This window comes from Amycolatopsis roodepoortensis (assembly GCF_024628825.1).
In the GTDB taxonomy this organism is placed as follows: domain Bacteria; phylum Actinomycetota; class Actinomycetes; order Mycobacteriales; family Pseudonocardiaceae; genus Amycolatopsis; species Amycolatopsis roodepoortensis.
Map to the genome: position 1 here is coordinate 3628686 of NZ_CP102415.1, position 15373 is coordinate 3644058.

Consider the following 15373-nt stretch of genomic DNA (forward strand, 5'->3'; position numbering starts at 1 on the left):
GCCGGAAGTGGTGGATCACCCCACGAGGACCGGTTCGGGTTTGGCCGCCTTGGTGATCGCCAGCGAAGCGACCGAAGCGATCACGGCGAGGCTCGCCGCGATGTACCAAGCGAGCGCGTAGCTGCCCGAGGAATCGCGGATCGCGCCCGCGCCGAAGGCCGCGAGACCAGCGCCGAGCTGGTGGCTGGCGAAGACCCAGCCGAAGACGATCGGCCCGGCGGCGCCGTATTGCCGGACACAGAGCGCGACCGTGGGCGGAACCGTCGCCACCCAGTCGAGGCCGTAGAAGATGATGAACGCCCACATGCTCGGTTCCACCGTTCCGCTCAGCAGTTGCGGGAGGAGAGCGAGCGAAACACCACGAAGGGCGTAATAGACGCCGAGGAGGATCCTCGGATCGACGCGGTCGGTAAGCCAGCCGGAGGCGATCGTGCCGACGACGTCGAAGATTCCGACGAGGGCGAGCAGTCCGGCGGCGGTCGTCTGCGGCATGCCGTGGTCGTGCGCCGCGGGCACGAAGTGGGTGCTGACCAGTCCGTTCGTCGTGGCGCCGCAGATCGCGAAGCCGACGGCGAGCAGCCAGAACGTCCTCGTGCGCGCTGCCGAGCCCAGCACCGAAAGCGCGCGGCGGACGGAACCACCCGTGCGGGTGGCAGGGGCGACTTCGCCGGGCTCCGCGCCGTAAGCCGTCATTCCGATATCGGACGGGTGATCGCGGACCACCAGGAGAACGACGGGCACGACGGCCAATGCGGCGATGGCGATGACGAGCGACGCCGTCCGCCAGCCTTCGTCGACGGCGAGGTTCGCCACGATCGGGAGGAAGATCAGCTGGCCGGTGGCGCCCGCCGCGGTGAGGACCCCGGTGACGACGCCGCGGCTGCGGACGAACCAGCGGGCGGCGACCGTCGCGGCGAAACTCATCGCCATCGAGCCGGTGCCGACGCCGACCAGGACGCCCCAGCAGAGGATGAGCTGCCAGCTCGCGTTCATGAACACCGTGCCGCCCGCGCCGATCGCGACGACGAACAATGCCGTCGAAGCGACGCGTCGCATGCCGAAGCGCTCCATGAGAGCCGCGGCGAAGGGCGAGAAGAGGCCGTAGAGGACGAGGTTCACGGAGACGGCCGACGCGATCGTCGCGCGCGACCAGCCGAACTCGTTGTGAAGCGGGTCGATGAGCACGCCGGGAGCCGCGCGGAAACCGGCGGCGGCGAGCAGGGCGATGAATGCGGCGGCGGCGACGAACCACGCGCGGTGGAGCCGGGTCTCGGATTGCACGGGTACAGAGTCGTGGGCGGCGGAGCTCAGCGAAAGCGGCCGGAAGGACACTGTGCGAAAGATTCGGGCCAAGCCATAGGCTTCGGTCATGCGCTGCCGTCACCTCGTGCCGGCGCTGCTGCTCACGATCGGGCTCATCGGCGGCTGCGCGGGGTCTCCCCCGCTGCCGCCTGCCCAGGACTACGTAAGCGCGGCGGCCGACTCCCTCGTCTCGTTGCGCAGCGTGCGGTTCACGCTCGGGGTGAACGGCGTCGTCACCGGCCTGCCGGTGCGCGGGCTCGACGGCGAAGTCAGCCTCGAGGGTGGCGCGGTCGGTAAGGCCGACCTGCAGGACGACTCGGGGCGGCGGAAGGTCGAGTACCGGCTGTCGGGCTCGGAGATCGCACTCAGCGGGCCTGGCGGGAAGCAGGTGCTGCCGGCTTCGGCGCCGTACACGCCCGAAGCGATGCTCGGGCCCGAAGGCGGGCTTCGGCGGTTGTTGACCGGGGCGACCGACCTGCGCGGCGAGCGGTGGGAGCGGGTGCAGGACACCGAGTCGTTCCGGATCGCCGCGAAGGTGCCGGCGGCGGTGATCGGCGGGATCGTGCCGGAGATCAGGTCGGACGTGTTCGTGAAGCTGTGGATTTCGCGGGACGAGCCGCGGCGGCTGGTGCGGGTGTGGCTGCAGGTGCCGCCGACGAGGCCGGAGGAGTTCGCGGTGATGTTGGAACTGGCGTTGACCAGGCACAACGCGGTGATCGTGGGCGCCGGGCGGTAGCAAAGGTCCCTTGCTCCGTTTTGGCGGGAAATGCCTGGTCAGCGGGCTCGGTGGTAGCAAAGGTCCCTTGCTCCTCTGCTAGGAGCAGCGGGCGTCCGGGGCGGGCAGTGCGCCGTCGATCAGGTAGGCGATGCCTGCTCGGTCGACGCACTCGTTCCCCTCGAGGAACACGGTGTGCTGCGCTCCCTCGAACGTGAGCAAAGCTCCCTTGAGGTCCCGCGCCAGGTTCACCCCGGACGCGTACGGGGTCGCGGGGTCGTCGGTGGTCGAGATGATCAGAGGCTTCGGCAGGCCGGCGATGTCCGGTTTGTGCACCTCTGAGCTGGCGGGCACGGGCCACACCGAGCAGATGTCGAGCTCGCTCATGTCCGGGGTGCCACCGGCGAGAAACGGCGCGCCCTGGAGCATCCGCTGGTGGGCGCCTTCGATGACCCGCCTGTCGGCGATCCGCGTGCTGTCGACGCAGCGGACCGCGAAGTACACGTCGAGGATGCCGGTGTACCTGCCGTCCGTCTCGCGGCCGTAGTAGTTGTCCGCGAGCGCGACCAGGGTCTTGCCGCTCCCCCGCTTCAGCTCGGCGAGCCCGTCGTTGAGGAACTTCCAAGCGTCCTGTGAGTACAGCGCGGCGCTTGTCCCGGTGATGGCGTCCTCGAACGAGAGCTTGCGGGTCCCGGCGGGCACCGGTTCGGTGATCAGCGGCCGCACCAGGTCCTGGAACGCCTTCGTCACCGCGCCCGCGTCCCGGCCGAGCGCGCATTCCGCGCGAGCGGCGCACCATTTGCCGAATTCGGCGAAGGTGTTCTGGAACCCGGCCATCTGCGTGACCAGCGACTCGGCGGTGTCGAGTTGGGGATCGACCGCACCGTCGAGGAGCAACGCCCGCACTTTGTCCGGATAGGCCTCGGCGTAGGCGGTCCCGATCTGCGTGCCGTAGGAAAAGCCCAGGTAGCTGAGCTTCTCGTCGCCGAGAGCCGAACGCAGGACGTCGAGATCGCGGACGACGTCCCTGGTCCCGATGTTGGCGAGGAGCTCCGTACCGTGCTTCGTGCGCTCGGCGCACTTCGCGGCGTACGCCTTGGCGTCAGCGAGCTGCTTCGCGACACCATCGGGCGTCGAGTCGCTTTCCGAATCCTCCGCTCGGTCCGCGTCGCGTTCGGCATCGGTGAGGCAGACGAGCTTCGGCTCGCTGGTCCCCACTCCGCGCGGATCGAAGCCGACGATGTCGAAGCGTTCGGCCAGCGCCGCCGCGGGGCGGGACTTCGCGATCCGCGCCGCGGCCGAGACGCCAGAGCCACCGGGGCCGCCTGGGTTGAGCACGAGGGAGCCGATCCGACGGCCGGTGTTCTTCGTCTTGTGCCGGAGGACGCCGATCGAGATCGTCTCGCCGTCCGGCTTCAGGTAATCGAGCGGGACGGTGAGCTTCGCGCAGTCGAACGCCTTGTCCGTGTGGGACGCGCACGCACCCCACGCCAGCTTCTGCTCGGAGAACTTCTCGAGCGCCTTCGGGTCCGGAGTGGGCGACGCCGTGGTGGTCGGCGACGGCGCCGGCTGTGGCTGTTGCGGCTGCTGCGTCGTGCACGAGGCAACGAGCACGACGGCAACGAGCACGGCCGGGACGCGGCGAAGGCTCATCTCGCGATCTTCGCAGCGTCCCGGCCGCTCATGGGGCCTTCGCGCCGAACTCGTTACTTGGCGGCGCAGCGCGTGCCCTCGTCCGGCAGGGCGCCGTTCACCAGGTAATCGATGCCGATCCGGTCGACGCACGACACACCCTGGAGGAACACGGTGTGCTGGTTGCCCTCGAACGTGAGCAAAGCTCCCTTGATCGCTTTCGCGAGGTTGACGCCCGCCTGATAGGGGGTCGCCGGGTCGTTCGTCGTCGAGATGACCAGCGTCTTCGGCAGCCCTTCGACGTTCGGCTGGTGCGGTTCGGACGTGTTCGGCACCGGCCAGAAGGCGCAGGCGTCACGCGCGGAACCGTCCGGCCTGCCGTCGTCGAGGAACGGCGCCGCCTCCGCGTACCGCTTCTGCGCGTCGAGGATCTTCGCCGGATCGGTGACCCGCGGGTCGTCGACGCAGCGGATCGCGACGAACGCGTCCTGCGTCGTCCCGTAGCGACCGTCGGCGCCGCGTTCGTTGTAGAGGTCGGCCAGTTTCTCCAGCCCGTCGCCGCGCTGGCGCTTCAGGTCGTTGAGCGCGGAGTTCAGCGGTTCCCAGAGATCTTCCTGGTAGAGGGCCTGTATCACGCCTGTCGTCGCGTCCTCGTACGACAGCTTCCGGCCGTCACTGACTGGCACCGGGAAGTCGATCAGCGGGCGCACCAGATCCTGGAACGCCTTCGTCACGCCGGCGGCGTCGCGGCCGAGGGCGCAGTCTTCGCGTGCGGCACACCAGTTCGAGAACTCCCCGAACGCCTTGCCGAAGCCCTGTCCCTGCGCGACCAGCGACTCCACCGCGTCCTGCTCCGGGTCGACGGCTCCGTCGAGCACCAGCGCGCGGACGTTCGCCGGGAACGCCTCGGCGTAGGCGGATCCGATCCGCGTCCCGTAGGAGTAGCCGAGGTAGCTCAGCTTCGGTTCACCGAGGACCGAGCGCAGGATGTCCATGTCCTTGACGACGTCGCGCGTGCCCAGGTTCGCGAGCATCGCGGCGCCGTGTTCGGTCCGCTCGGCGCACTTCGCCGCGAAGTCCTGGGACTCGGTCTCCTGCTTTTTCACTCCCTCGGGTGAGCCGTCGGTCTCGCTGTCGTCCGCGCGGTCCGCGTCACGTTCGGCATCGGACAGGCAGCGGATCTGAGGCTGGCTCGCGCCGATGCCGCGCGGGTCGAAACCGACCATGTCGAAGCGTTTGCCCAGCTCGTTCGTCGCGGTCCGGGAGGCGAGACCGGCCGCGGCCTGCATCCCGGAGGCGCCGGGGCCGCCGGGGTTGACCACGAGCGCGCCAATCCTTTCGTCGGTTTCCAGCGCCTTCCGGCGCAGCAGGCCGAGCGTGATCGAGTCGCCTTCGGGTTTGGCGTAGTCGAGCGGGACGGTCAGCCGCGCGCACTGTGCGTCCTTCACTCGAAACGCCGCTTTCGCGTCATCGGATGTCGCGTAGGGTGCACAGTCGGCCCAGGTCAGGCTCTGTCCGTAGAACTTCTCGAGTCCGGCGGGCACCTGCCCGGTCGGGGCGTGCGACTCGGTGGCCGGAGGCGGCGGCTGGGTTCTACCCTCTCCCGACGAGCACGCGGCGACGGTGACCGCGAGCAGGCCGGACAGCGTGATCGCGGCGAATCGACGGGCACGGGACCTGGCGCTGACATGAGTGGACACGGTTGGATCGTGCCATCGGCCGTGGAACTCGGCCGCACCACCACCGCGTTGGTGGTACGGGTGCGGACGGCAGAAGAACAGACGGGAGCACAGGGGTGGCAGCACTGATCAGCCGGGTGGGCAAGAAGCTGCGCCGGATCATTCAGCGGCCGGGCAGCGTCGAGCTGACCCGCTACGAAGCGCTGCTGCCGGCCATCGAGAAGCTCGAGCCCGAGTTGGAGAAGCTCTCCGACGAGGAGCTGACAGAGCGGGCCGGCAAGCTTCGGGAAGCGTCTTCCTTCGGCAACGACCAGCTGATCGAGGTCTGCGCGCTCGGTCGCGAGGCCGCGCGGCGGGCGCTCGGCGAGCGTGCCTTCGACGTCCAGCTGCTGGGCACGATGGGCCTGCTCAGCGGGCACATCGTGCAGATGGAGACCGGTGAGGGCAAGACGCTGGCGGGTGCGCTGGCCGGTGCCGGGTACGCCCTGCGCGGGAAGCACGTCCACGTCGTCACGGTGAACGACTACCTCGCCCGTCGTGACGCGGAGTGGATGGGCCCGATCTACGACCTGCTCGGCGTCTCCGTCGGCTGGGTCGAGCCCGCGCACTCCCGCGACGAGCGCCGCGAGGCGTACGCGAAGGAGGTCACGTACGGCGCCGTCAGCGAGATCGGCTTCGACGTGCTGCGCGACCGGCTGGTGACCCGCGAGGAGGACCTGGTCCAGCGCGAGCCCGAGGTCGCGATCGTCGACGAGGCGGACTCCGTGCTGGTCGACGAGGCCCGTGTGCCGCTGGTGATGGCGGGGTCGATCGACCACACCGACGCCGACGAAGAGGTCGCGAACATCGTCCGGCGGCTGCGGCTCGGGCTGCACTACGAGACCGATGCCGACGGCCGCAACGCGTGGCTGACCAAGGCGGGCGCTTCGGTGGTCGAGAAGGCCCTCGGCGACGACATCAACCTCTACGACGAGACGGGTTCGGACAGGCTGCCCGCGGTGAACGTGGCACTGCACGCGCACGCGCTGCTCACCCGCGACGTCGACTACCTCGTGCGCGACGGCAAGGTCCAGCTCATCAACGCCGCCCGCGGCCGCGTCGCGGAACTGCAGCGCTGGCCGGACGGCCTCCAGGCGGCCGTCGAGGCGAAGGAGCAGGTCAAGGCGACCGACCGCGGCGAGATCCTCGACTCGATCACCGTGCAGGCGCTGCTCGCGCGGTACCCGGAGGTCGCGGGGATGACCGGTACCGCGGTCGCGGTCGCCGAGCAGCTGCGCGAGTTCTACAAGCTCGAGGTCGCGGTCATCCCGCCGAACACGCCGAACATCCGAGAGGACCAGGAGGACCGGATCTTCGGATCACCGTCGCAGAAGCTGCGCGCGATCGAAGAGGAGATCCGGCGGGTGCACGAGACCGGGCGGCCGATCCTCGTCGGCACCCAGGACGTCGCCGAATCCGAAGAGCTGGCCGAGAAGCTGGCGAAGGTCGACCTCGAATGCGTCGTCCTCAACGCGCGTAACGACGCCGAGGAAGCCGCGATCATCGCCGACGCCGGAAAGAAGGGCGCGGTCACCGTCTCGACCCAGATGGCGGGCCGAGGCACCGACATCCGGCTGGGTGGCAAGGACGGCGAAGGCCGCGACGAGGTCGTCGAGCTGGGCGGCCTGCACGTGATCGGCACCGCCCGCTACCCGTCGAGCCGGCTGGACGGCCAGCTGCGCGGCCGTTCCGGGCGCCAGGGCGACCCGGGCAGTGCGGTGTTCTTCGCCAGCTTGAACGACGAGCTCGTGCTGTCGAATGCGCCGGACATCCCCGAAGGCATCAGCTCCGACGTGGGCAGCGGCGAGATCACCGACCCGGCGGCGCTGCGGCAGATCAACCACGCGCAGCGCGTGGCCGAGGGCGTCGACCTGGAGATCCACCGGAACACCTGGCGCTACACGCGGCTGATCGAGCGGCAGCGCGGCGAGCTGCTGGAGCACCGGGACAAGGTGCTGCGGACGAAGCACGCGGCGGAGGTGCTGGAGAAGGCGCACCCGGAGAAGTTCAAGGAGCTTTCGGAGGCTGTCGACGACGAGGCCCGCGTCGAGCAGCTGTGCCGGGAGGTGCTGCTGTTCCACATCGACCAGCTGTGGTCGGACCACCTGGCGTTCCTGACCGACGTGCGGGAGAGCATCCACCTGCGGGCGCTGGCGCGGGAAACGCCGATCGACGAGTTCCACCGCGCGGCGATCCCCGAGTTCCACAAGATCATCCCGGAGGCGGCCGAGCGGGCGGCGAAGACGCTCGAGGAGGCCGAGATCACCGAGAACGGGATCGACCTCGGTGACGCGGGCGTGCGGCGGGCGAACACGACGTGGACCTACCTGGTGCACGACAACCCGTTCGACTCCGACTTCGAGCAGACCATCAAGAAGGTGCGGAGCATGATCAAGCGCAAGTAGCGCGCGGGGAGCGGGGGACCTTTGCTCTCACTTCTCTCGACGTTGAGAGAAGTGAGAGCAAAGGTCCCCCGCTCTCTTTCGCCCGGCCGGACCCCAGGTGGGCGATTCGGCACATCCGGTCGTCCCCGCGGACGCCGGTGGGTGAGAATGTCGGCATGCCGCAACTGCGCATCGCACTGGCCCAGGTCAACACCACCGTCGGGGACCTCGAAGGCAACGCCGAGCTCACCGTCGAGTGGACTCGCAAGGCCGCCGAAGCAGGCGCCCACATCGTCGTCTTCCCGGAGATGTCCCTCACCGGTTATCCCGTCGAGGACCTCTCCCTCCGCCCGACTTTCGCCTCCGCCTCGAAGCAGATGGTGGACGTGCTCGCGCGGCGACTCGAAGAAGCCGGCTGCGGTGAGGTGCTCACCTACATCGGATACCTCGATCTGGACGAGGCCGGCCCGCGCGACGCGGCGGCCGCGCTCTACCGCGGCGAAGTGGTCGCCCGCCAGTTCAAGCACCACCTGCCCAACTACGGCGTCTTCGACGAGCACCGCTGGTTCAAGCCGGGCCACGACCTCGAGGTCGTCCGTTTCCACGGTGTCGACGTCGGCATGGTGATCTGCGAGGACGTCTGGCAGGACGGCGGCCCCATCTCCGCGCTGGGCAAGGCCGGCGTGGACCTCGTGGTCGCTCCCAACGCTTCGCCGTATGAGCGCGCGAAGGACGACATCCGCCTACCGCTGATCGCGCGCCGCGCGGCCGAGGCCGGGGCGCCGCTGGTGTACACGAACCAGGTCGGCGGTCAGGACGACCTGGTCTTCGACGGCGACTCGATCGTGGTCGGCGCGGACGGGCGGCTGCTGGCGCGCGCGCCGCAGTTCGTCGAGCACCTGCTCGTCGTCGACACGGATCTCGAGTCGGGCGGGCACACCGCCGAAGGCGAGTTCGAGGGCCTGCGGGTGAAGCGCCGCGTGCTCAGCGAGGAGCCCGTCCCGGCGTACACCCCGCGCACCGAGTCCGCGATCAGCGAGCCGCTGTCGGACGAGGCCGAGGTGTGGCACGCACTCGTCGTCGGCCTTCGCGACTACGTGCACAAGAACGGCTTCTCGTCGGTGACGTTCGGCTTCTCGGGCGGCATCGACTCCGCGGTCGTGGCGGCGCTGGCCGCCGACGCGCTGGGCGGCGACAACGTCTATGGCGTTTCGATGCCTTCGGAGTACTCCTCGGAGCACTCGAAGGGCGACGCCGAAGATCTCGCCCGCCGGATCGGCGCGCACTATCGCGTCGAGCCGATCGCGGACATGGTCAAGGTCTACGTCGAGCAGCTTCAGCTGACCGGCCTCGCCGAGGAGAACATCCAGGCCCGCGTCCGCGGCATGCTGCTGATGGCACTGTCCAACCAGGACGGTCACCTCGTGCTCGCCACTGGGAACAAGACCGAACTCGCCGTCGGCTACTCGACGATCTACGGCGACGCCGTCGGGGCCTTCGCGCCGATCAAGGACCTGTTCAAGACGCACGTCTGGCACCTGGCCAAGTGGCGCAACGCGGAAGCCGAGAAGAACGGCGAAACCCCGCCGATCCCGGAGAACTCGATCACCAAACCGCCGTCGGCCGAACTGCGGCCGGGTCAGCTGGACAGCGATTCGCTGCCCGACTACCTGATGCTCGACGACATCCTCGACGACTACATCGAGGGCGACCGCGGTTACGTCGACCTGGTCGACGCGGGCTTCGAGCCGGAGACCATCGACCGCGTGGTGCGGATGGTCGACAAGGCCGAATACAAGCGCCGCCAGTACCCGCCGGGCACCAAGATCACCTTCAAGGCGTTCGGACGGGACCGTCGGCTGCCGATGACCAACGGCTGGCGGGAGGGCACCGTCGTGACCCGCTCAGCTCAGCGCGACCTGCTTCCCCGCTGAGTTCGTCAGCACGGCCACCAGGCCGGGCTTCGTGTCACGCCGGACGAGCATGTCCATCCCGAGCGCGCGGACCGCGGATTCGACCGCGGCGGGCTCGGGGTGGACGCCGGTCACCATGAGCAGCGGGATCGACGGGAGCCCCCGCGTCGTCGGATGCGGGGTGCTCCCCCAGTCGATGAGGAAGGGCGCGAGCCCGCCGAGACCGCCCGCTCCGGTGAGACGCCAGGTCAGCAGTTCGCCGTCGTCGGTGATCCGCGACATCTCGGACGCTTCGCCCGGGTCGTAACCACGTTCACGCGCTTCGGCGATCGCCGTGTCGATGCCTTCCACCCGTGCGGCCCAGGTGACCAGGGCGGGCGCGGTCAGCTCGTCGATCCCGAACGGACGCGGCCCGACGTGCTCGGGCTGGTCCGGGTCGGGGCCGACCACCTCGAGATAGGCACCGGCGCCGAGATCGGCCAGATAGTTGGCCGTACCGAACCCGACATGCCTTCCGCCGCGTACCGGCGTGACGCCGGTCAGCTCGGCGACGCGCGCGACGGCCTCTTCTAGGTCCGGCCCGGCGTAGACGAGGTGATCAAGCACGAGGTCGCTCATGTGCATACTCCTACCGCAGCCACGGCTCCGGCGGCACCGCGGCATGGCGGTGAACCCGAAACTGTCGGTCCGCTCTCGTACCCTGGGCACATGACGGCACCGGGCTATTCCGTGTTCGGCACCGCGATCGGCGACTGCGGCATCGCATGGAGCGAACGCGGGGTCGTCGCGGTCCAGCTCCCCGAGGGCAGTGAAGAGAAGACGAGGGCGCGACTGACCGCGCGCCTTCCCGAAGCGACCGAATCCACACCGCCGGGCGAGATCCAGCGCGCGATCGACGGGATCGTCTCGTTGATGAACGGCAAGCGCACGGATCTCACCGGCGTCGGCCTCGACTACGAAGGAGTACCGGACTTCCACCACCGGGTCTACGAGTTCATCCGCACCATCCCCGCGGGCAAGACGCTGACGTACGGCGACATCGCGAACATCCTCGGCATGCCCGGCGGCGCGCAGGCCGTGGGGCAGGCGATGGGCCGGAACCCGTTCCCGATCATCGTGCCGTGCCACCGCGTACTCGCCGCGGGCGGCAAGGACGGCGGTTTCTCCGCGCGCGGAGGGGTCGCCACCAAGCGCCGGATGCTGGTCATCGAAGGCGCTTTGGCGGACGAACCGACCTTGTTCTAGTTGCCTTGGGCAGGTGACCAGGGCTTGAGCCACGGCGTCTCCGGCCAGCCCTCCGCGGCTGCCATCAGCGGGATCGCCGTGGCGCCGTCGATGTGCTCGCGGATGATGTCGGCGTGCCCGGCGTGGCGCGCGGTCTCCTCGATGAGGTGGAGCAACACCCAGCGGACCGACCACGCGTCGACGTCCTGCGGATACCAGGGCACGCCCTTCGGCACCGGGACCGGCTGGCCGAGGTCGGCTATACCGGCGATGACGTCCGCGGTTCGGCGGGCGACCTCGTCGTAGCGCGCGAACACGTCTTCGAGCGTCTCGCCTTCAGCCATCACGTAGCCGGCTTCGTACTCCTTCATCGCTTCGTCCATCGGCTTCGAGGGCTTCTGGAGCAGGATGTCGATCCAGCCGTCTTCCGTGAACGCGGTGTGCTTGATCAGGCCGCCGACGCTCAGCGAGCTTCTGGTGGGGACGGCTCTGGCCTGTTCTTCGGTAAGGCCGTGCGCCGCGATCCGCAGGACGTGGCGCTGCTGCTCGAGGTAGGCGAGGAGACCCTCGCGCTCGTCGGCGACCGGGGGAACGTTTCCAGCCATGGCGGCTCCTTCCGTTGAGGAGGGGATCATGGCATCCGATGGCGGCTTGCTGGGGCGATTCGGCCAGGAAGAGAGCAAGGGACCTTTGCTATCACGGGTCGTCGCCGCGATGGGTGTGTGGATGTAGAGACGTTGAGTGTCCCTATGTCCACACACCTCCTACTCCGGGTAGCGGCGAGTACCGACCGTGTGGATTTTGGTGCGTTGGATGACCCGAAATCCACACAGTGATCGCTCCCACCTGCGGAAAGAGAGCAAGGGACCTTTGCTCCCGTTTATCTCGATGTTGAGAGAAGTGGGAGCAAAGGTCCCTTGCTCCCCCGGCTATCCCTGCGGCCGGACGAACGGGAACAGCACCGTCTGCCGGATCGACGCCCCGGTCAGCATCATCAGCAGCCGGTCGACACCGATCCCGAGACCACCGGTCGGCGGCATGCCGTGTTCGAGCGCGAGCAGGAAGTCCTCGTCCAGCTCCATCGCCTCGACGTCCCCGCTCGCCGCGCGCAGCGACTGGGCCTCCAGCCGCCGCCGTTGTTCGAGCGGGTCGGTCAGCTCGGTGTAGGCCGTGCCGACCTCGGAGCCGAACGCGATCAGATCCCAGCGTTCGGCCAGCCGCGGATCCACGCGATGCTGCCGGGTCAGCGGCGACACGTCGGTCGGGTAGTCGGTGTAGAACGTCGGCAGCACCGTCGCGCCTTCGACCAGGTGCTCGTGTGCCTTGAGCACGAGATCGCCGTGCCCGGCCTCCTCGTTCACCGGCACTCCCGCCGCGCGGCAGAACCGCTGGAGGTCGGCGACCGAGGTGCTCGCGTCGATCGTCTCCCCGAGCGCCGCCGAGACGGCTTCGTGCACCGGGATCACCGGCCAGTCGCCGGAGATGTCGTACTCGACGACCGTCCCGTCCGGCCCCGGACGGCGAACGACCTGCGCGCCGTACGCGGCTTCCGCGGCGCACTGCACGAGTTCGCGCGTCAGCGTCCGCATCGTGTTGTAGTCGGCGTACGCCTGGTACGCCTCCAGCATGGTGAATTCGGGGTTGTGCGTCGCGTCGACGCCTTCGTTGCGGAAGTTCCGGTTCAGTTCGAAAACTCGCTCGACGCCGGCCACGCACAACCGCTTCAAGTAGAGCTCGGGGGCGATCCTGAGGTACATCCGCATGTCGTAGGCGTTGATATGCGTGATGAACGGACGCGCGTTGGCGCCGCCGTGCACGGTCTGCAGCATCGGCGTTTCGACTTCGAGGTAGTCGCCCTGATGCAGCCGTTCCCGCACCGCGCGCACCACGGTCGAGCGCATCCGCAGCATCGCCGTCGAATCCGGGTTCACCGCGAGGTCCAGGTAGCGCTGCCGCACCCGCGTCTCCGGGTCGGTGAGGCCCTTTCGCTTGTCCGGCAACGGATGCAGGCTCTTCGCCGTGACGGTCCATTCGTCGACGAGCACGGAAAGCTCACCGCGCCGGGACGTCACGACCTGCCCGCTCACGCCGACGTGGTCGCCGAGGTCGACACCGCGCCGCCAGCCGCTGGGGTCGAGTACGGAGGCGTCGAGCATCAGCTGGATCTCACCGCTGAAATCCTTGACCCGCGCGAAACACAGCCCGCCGAGATTGCGCATCGCGAGCACCCGCCCCGCGACTCGGACCCGATGACCGGTGTGGGTGTCCGGGCCTAGATCACCGAACTTCGACACGACGTCGCCGAGCTGGTCCTCCCGGGCGAAACCGACCGGATAGGGATCGATCCCGGCTTCCCGCAAGCGATCCAGCTTCGCCATCCGCACCCGGACCTGATCGGGGCGCCGCACCTGTTTCGGCGCGGGGGTGGCCGCGTTGGCTTCGATGCGGTGGACCTCGGCGACGAATTCGTCGGTGACGGTCTCCAGTTTCAACGCTCGTCCCGACCGTCCCGTCGGGACGAATCCTTCGAGCGCGCCGGCCACGATGCCGACCCGCGGCAGCCGTCGAGCCGAGGAGTAGCACAGGAAACGCGGCTCCCAGCCGGGGCCGTACTTGGCGTTGGACCGGTAGAGCGATTCGAGCTGGAAGAAGCGCGACGCCATGCTGAGGACACCACGCCATGCGCGCAGCACCGGGCCCGCGCCGATCCGCTCCCCCTCGGAGAAGACGGCGCGGAACATCGCGAAGTTCAGTGAAATCCGTTGTGCGCCAAGGCGTGAGCTCGCCGCGACGACCTCCGCGACCATGTATTCGTTGAGCCCGTTTTCGGCGTCGCGGTCGCGTCGCATCAGGTCGAGCGACAGACCGCGACGGCCCCACGGCACGAACGACAGCATGCCGCGAAGCTCGCCCTTGGCGTCGTACGCCTCCACCATCACGCTGCGACCGTCGCTCGGATCACCGAGCCTGCCGAGCGCCATCGAGAAGCCGCGCTCGGTTTCCGCTCCGCGCCACTGCTGCGCGTGCAGCAGGAGTTTGGCCATTTCCTCGGCCGGAATTTCGCTGTGCCGGCGGACTTTCGTGGTGTATCCGGCCCGTTCGATCCGTTTGACCGCTTGCCGGACCGAGCGCCGTTCCGGTCCGGCGAGGCTGAAGTCGCGGACGTCGAGGACGGCTTCGTCACCTATTTCCAGCGCGCGCAGGCCCGCGTCGGCGTAGACCTTCGCGCCACGTTCACTCGCGCCGAGCACGCCGGGTGTCCAGCCGTAGGTGCGCGCTTCGTTCAGCCAGGCGCGGACCGCGTCGGGCCAGGCGTCGGGATCACCGATGGGGTCCGCGCTCGCGACGCTGGTGCCCGCGAGCACTCGGTAGGCCACGGCGGCGCGGCCGTTGGGCGAGAAGACGACGCTCTTCTCGCGCCTGGTGGCGAAATAACCCAAAGAGTCGTCTTCGCCGTGTTCGGCAAGAAGACGGCGTACGCGCAGTTCTTCCTCGTCTGTCCTCAAGCGACGGCTACGCACCCCGCGGAAGAGCGTGTACAACGCGGCCGTCGCGACGGCTGTCGCGCTGAGGTCGAGAACGAGGTCGAGCCAGGCCGGGCCTTCGCCGATGCCGACCCTGCGAAGCTGGATGTTCTCTCCGGTCGTGTGGTTGACGACCCAGGCGAAACGCTCCCAGGTGTCGGCGAGACGACCGGGAAAGGCTTCGCTCAAGCCCCAGCCGACGAGGATGACCGCGGCCAGGCCGCCGAACAGGACGGTGAGTCCGTCGCGCCACGCGCCGGGTGCCAGCCGGGCGGGGAACGCCGGGCGCAGGATCCAGAGCAGCGCGATCATGCCGAGGGAGATCAGGTCGGCGATGGCCAGCACCCACACCTGGTGCGGAATGTGCCGGACCTGCCACGGACCGAGTTTCAGCAGCTCGGGCCACCACAGCAGCGCGGCCTGGAAGGCCAGCGTCACTGCCAGCCCACCGACCTGGAACAGCAGCAGCGTGTAGAGCGCGGCGCGTTTGCGGCGGCGGAGCGCAGCACCGAGGACGACCAGCAGCAGGACGATCACGAGGCTCGCGTTCGTCGGGATGCTCAATGCCGAGAAGGCGATGTCACCCGTCCTGAGCACCGGCCCCTTCACCCCGCCGGCGAGCAGGAGGATCACCGAGAACACGGCCGCGAGCTGCACGAGGGTGGCGACGATCCCGCCCGCCCTCGCCTTCCACGGCGCGACTCGGCGCACTGGGTTTGCCATTCTGGTCCTTCGCGGTACACACAGGAGATCGACAGCTGTACTTACTTGACGTCACACAACCCTGCGTGGTTGTCAACGATCATCATCCTCTGGTCTGAATTTCCTCATTCGCGGGTGTGACGGCGCTGTGTGAAGCTGGTCGCAGGGCCTTGGGACGGTCATATCGGCATGTCAGGCTTGGCCTGTTCAGCTCCACGACCCGGGGACCTCTTCGAGGCCTCGAGGGAAGGACGGTCGA

10 protein-coding genes are annotated in these 15373 nt (G+C 68.8%); 4 read left to right on the forward strand and 6 right to left on the reverse strand.

Features of this window, described 5'->3' with window-relative positions; translation table 11 throughout:
* Positions 1–15: 15 nt before the first annotated feature.
* On the reverse strand, positions 16–1281 hold the full coding sequence (locus NQK81_RS16825) for an MFS transporter (protein ID WP_257488947.1): 1266 nt from the start codon (positions 1279–1281) through the stop codon (positions 16–18).
* An 88-nt stretch (positions 1282–1369) separates the two neighbouring features.
* On the opposite strand from NQK81_RS16825, the gene NQK81_RS16830 reads away from it, so the two are divergent.
* Positions 1370–2038, forward strand: coding sequence for an LppX_LprAFG lipoprotein (locus NQK81_RS16830; RefSeq protein ID WP_257488948.1), 669 nt, complete (start codon positions 1370–1372; stop codon positions 2036–2038).
* A gap of 78 nt (positions 2039–2116) precedes the next feature.
* Here NQK81_RS16830 and NQK81_RS16835 read toward each other — a convergent pair whose 3' ends face one another.
* Both NQK81_RS16835 and NQK81_RS16840 read right to left on the reverse strand, forming a co-directional pair.
* Entirely contained in the window at positions 2117–3670 is a 1554-nt protein-coding gene (locus NQK81_RS16835; protein ID WP_257488949.1) for an alpha/beta hydrolase, read from the reverse strand.
* 53 nt (positions 3671–3723) lie between these two features.
* Positions 3724–5295, reverse strand: a complete 1572-nt coding sequence (locus NQK81_RS16840) for an alpha/beta hydrolase (RefSeq protein ID WP_371878904.1) — start codon at positions 5293–5295, stop codon at positions 3724–3726.
* Positions 5296–5444: 149 nt separating this feature from the next.
* Here NQK81_RS16840 and secA2 point away from each other — a divergent pair, with 149 nt between their 5' ends.
* Together secA2 and NQK81_RS16850 are read left to right on the forward strand one after the other, a co-directional pair.
* Positions 5445–7772, forward strand: a complete 2328-nt coding sequence (gene secA2 / locus NQK81_RS16845) for an accessory Sec system translocase SecA2 (RefSeq protein ID WP_257488951.1) — start codon at positions 5445–5447, stop codon at positions 7770–7772.
* 155 nt (positions 7773–7927) lie between these two features.
* Positions 7928–9685 (forward strand): NAD+ synthase, encoded by a 1758-nt coding sequence (locus NQK81_RS16850; RefSeq protein ID WP_126736511.1) that lies wholly within the window; start codon positions 7928–7930, stop codon positions 9683–9685.
* Here NQK81_RS16850 and NQK81_RS16855 read toward each other — a convergent pair.
* Positions 9656–10282: a VOC family protein gene (locus tag NQK81_RS16855; RefSeq protein ID WP_257488952.1), complete on the reverse strand. Its 627-nt coding sequence runs from the start codon at positions 10280–10282 to the stop codon at positions 9656–9658. The genes NQK81_RS16850 and NQK81_RS16855 overlap by 30 nt on opposite strands.
* 90 nt (positions 10283–10372) lie before the next feature.
* On the opposite strand from NQK81_RS16855, the gene NQK81_RS16860 reads away from it, so the two are divergent.
* A complete protein-coding gene (locus NQK81_RS16860) occupies positions 10373–10909 on the forward strand; it encodes a methylated-DNA--[protein]-cysteine S-methyltransferase (protein ID WP_257488953.1) in 537 nt (178 codons plus the stop codon).
* On the opposite strand, the gene NQK81_RS16865 is transcribed toward NQK81_RS16860, so the two are convergent.
* Positions 10906–11493 carry a DinB family protein gene (locus NQK81_RS16865; RefSeq protein ID WP_257488954.1) on the reverse strand — a complete coding sequence of 196 codons (588 nt, stop codon included), beginning with the start codon at positions 11491–11493 and terminating at the stop codon, positions 10906–10908. The genes NQK81_RS16860 and NQK81_RS16865 overlap by 4 nt on opposite strands.
* Positions 11494–11817: 324 nt before the next feature.
* Entirely contained in the window at positions 11818–15135 is a 3318-nt protein-coding gene (lysX, locus tag NQK81_RS16870; protein WP_126736515.1) for a bifunctional lysylphosphatidylglycerol synthetase/lysine--tRNA ligase LysX, read from the reverse strand.
* Positions 15136–15373 lie beyond the last annotated feature (238 nt).

Coding starts and splice junctions, on each gene's coding strand:
- NQK81_RS16855 (WP_257488952.1), bottom strand. CDS start 10,282: ATGAGCGACCTCGTGCTTGATCACCTCGTCTACGCCGGGCCGGACCTA.
- NQK81_RS16830 (WP_257488948.1), top strand. CDS start 1,370: ATGCGCTGCCGTCACCTCGTGCCGGCGCTGCTGCTCACGATCGGGCTC.
- NQK81_RS16835 (WP_257488949.1), bottom strand. CDS start 3,670: ATGAGCCTTCGCCGCGTCCCGGCCGTGCTCGTTGCCGTCGTGCTCGTT.
- NQK81_RS16860 (WP_257488953.1), top strand. CDS start 10,373: ATGACGGCACCGGGCTATTCCGTGTTCGGCACCGCGATCGGCGACTGC.
- lysX (WP_126736515.1), bottom strand. CDS start 15,135: ATGGCAAACCCAGTGCGCCGAGTCGCGCCGTGGAAGGCGAGGGCGGGC.
- NQK81_RS16865 (WP_257488954.1), bottom strand. CDS start 11,493: ATGGCTGGAAACGTTCCCCCGGTCGCCGACGAGCGCGAGGGTCTCCTC.
- NQK81_RS16850 (WP_126736511.1), top strand. CDS start 7,928: ATGCCGCAACTGCGCATCGCACTGGCCCAGGTCAACACCACCGTCGGG.